The organism is Kitasatospora sp. NPDC056531, from assembly GCF_042794375.1.
Taxonomy (GTDB): Bacteria; Actinomycetota; Actinomycetes; order Streptomycetales; family Streptomycetaceae; genus Kitasatospora.
Genome location: NZ_JBHTTU010000166.1, coordinates 1 through 4,785 on the forward strand (window position 1 = coordinate 1; position 4,785 = coordinate 4,785).

At 69.3% G+C, this 4,785-nt stretch carries 6 protein-coding genes; 2 read left to right on the top strand and 4 right to left on the bottom strand.

Going from position 1 to position 4,785, the window contains the following annotated elements:
• Positions 1–48: 48 nt before the first annotated feature.
• The 3 genes from ACFQ87_RS42980 to ACFQ87_RS42990 all read right to left on the bottom strand — a co-directional run bounded on the left by ACFQ87_RS42980 (position 49) and on the right by ACFQ87_RS42990 (position 2,792).
• Positions 49–723 (bottom strand): reverse transcriptase domain-containing protein, encoded by a 675-nt coding sequence (locus tag ACFQ87_RS42980; protein ID WP_380616440.1) that lies wholly within the window; start codon positions 721–723, stop codon positions 49–51.
• A gap of 685 nt (positions 724–1,408) precedes the next feature.
• Positions 1,409–1,726: a transposase gene (locus ACFQ87_RS42985; RefSeq protein WP_380616442.1), complete on the bottom strand. Its 318-nt coding sequence runs from the start codon at positions 1,724–1,726 to the stop codon at positions 1,409–1,411.
• A gap of 307 nt (positions 1,727–2,033) precedes the next feature.
• On the bottom strand, positions 2,034–2,792 hold the full coding sequence (locus ACFQ87_RS42990) for a DeoR/GlpR family DNA-binding transcription regulator (protein ID WP_380616443.1): 759 nt from the start codon (positions 2,790–2,792) through the stop codon (positions 2,034–2,036).
• A gap of 78 nt (positions 2,793–2,870) precedes the next feature.
• Between ACFQ87_RS42990 and ACFQ87_RS42995 the strand changes: the two genes are divergently transcribed.
• Both ACFQ87_RS42995 and ACFQ87_RS43000 read left to right on the top strand, forming a co-directional pair.
• A complete protein-coding gene (locus tag ACFQ87_RS42995) occupies positions 2,871–3,239 on the top strand; it encodes a DUF4406 domain-containing protein (protein ID WP_380616451.1) in 369 nt (122 codons plus the stop codon).
• The gene (locus tag ACFQ87_RS43000) at positions 3,236–3,913 is read left to right on the top strand and encodes an NUDIX domain-containing protein (RefSeq protein WP_380616444.1); all 678 of its coding nucleotides are present in this window, start codon (positions 3,236–3,238) and stop codon (positions 3,911–3,913) included. Before ACFQ87_RS42995 ends, ACFQ87_RS43000 begins: the two co-directional genes overlap by 4 nt.
• A 79-nt stretch (positions 3,914–3,992) precedes the next feature.
• On the opposite strand, the gene ACFQ87_RS43005 is transcribed toward ACFQ87_RS43000, so the two are convergent.
• Positions 3,993–4,785: transposase (locus ACFQ87_RS43005; RefSeq protein ID WP_380616446.1), on the bottom strand; the 793-nt coding region annotated here is incomplete at its 5' end.

Genomic DNA, 4,785 nt, shown 5'->3' on the forward strand with positions numbered 1-4,785 from the left:
GGCTGGCTGCCCTGAACTTGGCGTCCGGTTACATCCCCTCCACCTCTTTCAAGTTGAGATGACGCCCGAACTCCTGGACGTACACGCGTAGTGCAGGAACAGATTCGCCAACACGGGTGAGACCGCAGAACCTTGAGGAGTCCCCCGGTCTCGCTGCTGCAGGGTTCCGTCGGGCAGTTGCAGCGGCGCGGCAAGCCACCGCCGCACGTAGAGCACCACCCACGGAAGCTCGGTGTTGGCCTCCACCGCCTTGACGACCAGATCCCAGGGCACGCTGTCGAAAAACTTCTCGATGTCGAGGTCGATCACCCAGTCGGTCTTCCAGCAGCGCTCCCGGCAGGCGGCCACCGCGTCGAGCGCGGACCGTCCAGGGCGGTAACCGTAGGAGTCCGGGTGAAAGATCTGCTCGACCTTCCGCTCCAGCTCCATGGCCACCACCGTCTGGGCGATCCGGTCGGCCACCGTGGGCACGCCCAGGATCCTGTTGCCACCGCCATGCGGCTTCGGAATCTCCACCGCTCGCACCGGAGGTGGAAAATAGGTGCCCGACGACATTCGGTTCCAGATCTTGTACAGGTTGCCCCGCAGATCCTTCTCGAAGTCCTCGGTCGACACCTTGTCAACCCCCGGTGCCCCTTTGTTCGCCTTGACCTTCTCGAACGCCTTCTGCACCACCCACTTCGAAATGTCGAACGGCTTGCCTGAGGATTTCAGCTCGTCCATGCGACTCCTCCCGGAACTGGTCCGGTTGATCGAACGAACAACGGCCACGGATGACCCGGCCCCTTTGCTCCACCCCCATTACGGGGCTTCACAGCTAATACGAACCGGTCCGCCAGCACGACCCGCGACGGTACTCAGGCCCCTGCGGCCGAGGCCACAGGAGATTCTCCCTCTCGCCGCCCAGGGGACGGACGGTGTCGGGCCATGCCTTCTCACGTTCCGCGTGGAACCCGCAGATCGGGCTCGCGTCGCCTCCATGCCGGACACCACCTGGCCAGTCGGCGGGCTCCCGCCAGGCTCATCCCAGGATCAAGTGGACACCCCGGTTTCGATGTCGTCTGTTTCTATTTCGACACGTCAGTAGCGATTCGCTTACGCTCGCCTTCCCGATCCCCACCTGACGCCTTGACGGGCGCCTTTTCCACATCGCTCACCACGGACGGCATTTCAGCCGCCGCAGCATGTGGCGGTTTGGAGCCTCCCCCCGCAGGGCGACTCCGAAGGGCCAGAACCTTCATCTTCCACGCAGCACCGCCTCACGAAGCTCTACCTACATCGAGCCCCCTTCCGCGTTCGTGACACACCCACTTGTAGAACCAGGACTCGGACACCCCGAGTGCCCGGCAGGCGATCGTGTGCGGGATGCCGTGCGCGGTCCTCTGGTCGGCGATGAAGCCCGCAACCGTCACTTCATCGCCTCCTTCACCCACAGGACCACCGATCGCTTGAGGACATCGCGCTCCATCCCGAGCTCGGCGATCTCCTTGCGCTGCCGGGCGTTCTCCTCACGCAGCCGACGCAGCTCGTCGCGCTCCGACTCACCCAGACCTCCCGCCGCCTCCGCGTCCGCCCGCACCCGCGCGCGGTGGACCCAGTTCTGCAGCGTGCTCTCGTGCACGCCCAGGTCCCGCGCGACCTCCGCGGCCGACTTCCCGGTCTCCGTCACGATCCGTACCGCCCCCGCACGGAACTCCGCGTCGTACGAGCGCCTCTTCCCCGCCATGACCCTCAACTTCCCCTCTGGTCACAACTCCACGCTACGAGGGGAATGTCACCAGCCGCCTCCCCGAACTACGCGGATTCGCCACCGGCCTGCGCAAGGACTGGGACGCGGTCATGGCCGGCCTCACGCTCCGCTGGAACTCAGGTCCGGTCGAGGGGCACGTCAACCGCATCATTCTGTGGAATCAGCTCTGTCAAGCAGCGGAGAGTAATTGCCAATTCCTGTGGATCGCCGAGCCATGGTGAAGGTGGGTTGATGCTCTGGACGCGTGCCAGCCGGTCCGCGATCCCGTGTTGGCTCGCAGCTGTCAGTTGGCCGGCAGGACTTCCAGGCCGAGCGCCTTGAGTTGCTCGACGACCGCGTCATGGGGGTCGGCGTCGGTGATCAGGCCGCTGGTCTTCTCCCAGGGCAGCACGCGGAACCGCGAGGCCGTGCCAATCTTCTCGGACGAGGCGAGGACGTAGGTGTCCGCGGCCCGCGCGGCCAGGGCACGCTTCATCGCCGCCTCCTCGGCGTCGCCGGTGGTCAGCCCCGCCTCCGGGTGCACGCCGGTGACGCCGAGCAGGCAGAGGTCGGCGGAGACGTTCTGCGCGGCCTCGACCGCGGCCGCGCCGCACGCGACCGCCGAGTGCTTGAAGATCCGGCCGCCGAGCAGGAAGAGTTCCGCCTGCGGATGGTCGAGCAGGGCCGCGGCGACCGTCGGACTGTGGGTGATCACGGTGCAGGCCAGGTCCCGCGGGAGCGCGTGGGCGACGGCGAGAGCGGTGGTGCCGCCGTCGAGGATCACCGTGCCGCCCGGCCGCACCAGGGCGGCGGCCGCCGAGGCGACCTTCCGCTTGCCGTCCGGGGCCACGCTCTGCCGGGCGGCGTAGTCCACCACCGCCGGTGAGACGGGAAGCGCTCCGCCGTAGACCCGCTGGCACAATCCCTCGGCGGCGAGATCGCGCAGGTCGCGCCGCACGCTGTCCTCGGAGATCCCCAGGTCCGCGGCGACGTCCTTGGCGACGACCTTGCCCTCGCGGGCCAGCAGACCGAGCAGGTGGTCGCGCCGTTCAGCAGCCAGCATCCGCAATCTCTCCTGTTCTTGCACGTTTCTGCATGTATGGTAGCGCCCATGACCGACAAGCCCGTAGCCGACGAGCCCATGCTCATCCTGATCGCCGGCCCCTACCGCTCCGGTACCGACGGCGACCCGCAGGCCATTGCCGCCAACCTCGCCCGCCTCGAAGCCGCCGCGTGGCCCGTCTTCGCCACCGGGCACCTCCCCGTGATCGGAGAGTGGATCGCGCTGCCCGTCCTGCGCTCTGCCGGCGCGGGCCCCATCGACCCCCTCGCCGAGCAGGTGCTCTACCCGACCGCCGACCGCCTGCTCGCGCACTGCGACGCCGTGCTGCGCCTGCCCGGCGCCTCCACCGGAGCCGACCAGGACGTCGCCATCGCCCGCCGCCGCGGCCTGCCCGTCTACCACGACGTGGCGGAGATCCCCCGCCGCACCCAGCGGGAGAGCGTGTGACGAGCCGCCCCGGGATCGACACCCCCGACCACCGCGGTCGCACCGGCCTCGACCAGGCCGGGCGCGGCCTGGACCGCAACCCCGACGTCCGGGTCCGCGACGTCGAACTCACCTCCCAGGGCTGGCACGTCCTGCGCCGCACCACCTTCGACTACCGCCGCCGCAACGGCCGCTGGGAAGCCCAGCAGCGCGAGACCTACGACCGCGGCAACGGCGCCGTCGTCCTGCCCTACGACACCGGACGCGGTCGCGTCCTGCTCACCCGCCAGTTCCGCTACCCGGCCTACGTCAACGACCACCCCGACGGCATGCTCATCGAAGCCGCCGCAGGGCTGCTCGACACGGACGGCCCGGCTACTGCCATCCGCCGCGAAAGCGCCGAGGAGCTCGGCGTCACCCTCGGCCCGCTCATCCACATCCTCGACGCCTACATGAGCCCCGGCTCCGTCACCGAACGCCTCCACTTCTTCGCCGCCCCCTACACCCCGGCCGACCGGACCGGGACCGGCGGCGGACTGGAGGAGGACGGCGAGGACATCGAGGTCCTCGAACTGCCCTTCGCCGAGGCCCTTGCCATGACCCGCGACGGCCGCATCATCGACGGCAAGACCATCCTGCTCCTGCAATGGGCGGCCCTGGACGGACCCTTCGCCCCCGCAGCGGGCGGCCGCTGACAACGCCTCCCCACCCGCGGTGTTGCCCTGGCCGATTGCGGTGCCACGTTGACCGACCGAGTGCCGGGGCAGGGGCCCGTCATGCCGCCGCACTGGCCTCCTCGCACTCGACCAGGACGCCGTTCTCGAACCTGGCACCGGAGCGGACCAGAGCGACGAGGGAGGCTCCGGTGATCGCACGCCAGCGTTCCTGGGCGGACTCGACCAGCTTGAACACCATCGCCAGGGCCGCGGTCGGGCTGCCGGCCCCGCGGGTGACCTTGGTCCGCAGCTTGACCGTGGAGAACGTCGACTCAATCGGATTCGTGGTCCGCAGATGGATCCAGTGCTCCGCCGGGAAGTCGTAGAACGCCAGCAGCTCCTCGGCGTCGCCGGCGATCTTCGCGACGGCCTTGGGCCACTTCGCCCCGTAGGTCTTCGCGAAAGCTTCGACCGCCTTCTCGGCATGGGCGCGGTCCTCGGCGTTGTAGATCTCCTGCATCGCCTTCGTCACACCCGGCTGTGCGGACTTCGGCAGGGCGTTCGTGACATTCCGGGCCTCGTGAACCCAGCACCTTTGATGGCGAGTGGCCGGGAAGACCTCCGCCAAGGCCTTCCACAGGCCCATCGCGCCGTCGCCGATGACAAGTTCGGGGTCGCGCATGCCGCGGCGGCAGCAGTCACGCGGGGTCCCGGACGGGGGGCGCTGGCTGGGCAACCCGATCGCCGCCTGGCCGACGGCCGCGGCCACCGCCGCGGCCGTGGCCGTGGCGGAACCGGCGGAGGCGCCGCGCCGGGCCGCGGCGGAAGCGGAGTACGTCAAGGTGCGGTAGTCGTCACGGACGGCACACTGCACCGGGTGTCGGCCGCCGTACGCGTTCCCCGCGTACGGC

Bases quoted from the DNA above. Each gene is read 5' to 3' on its own strand.
- ACFQ87_RS42995 (WP_380616451.1), top strand. From the start codon at position 2,871: ATGCTCATCCTGATCGCCGGCCCCTACCGCTCCGGTACCGACGGCGAC.
- ACFQ87_RS42985 (WP_380616442.1), bottom strand. From the start codon at position 1,726: ATGGCGGGGAAGAGGCGCTCGTACGACGCGGAGTTCCGTGCGGGGGCG.
- ACFQ87_RS42980 (WP_380616440.1), bottom strand. From the start codon at position 723: ATGGACGAGCTGAAATCCTCAGGCAAGCCGTTCGACATTTCGAAGTGG.
- ACFQ87_RS42990 (WP_380616443.1), bottom strand. From the start codon at position 2,792: ATGCTGGCTGCTGAACGGCGCGACCACCTGCTCGGTCTGCTGGCCCGC.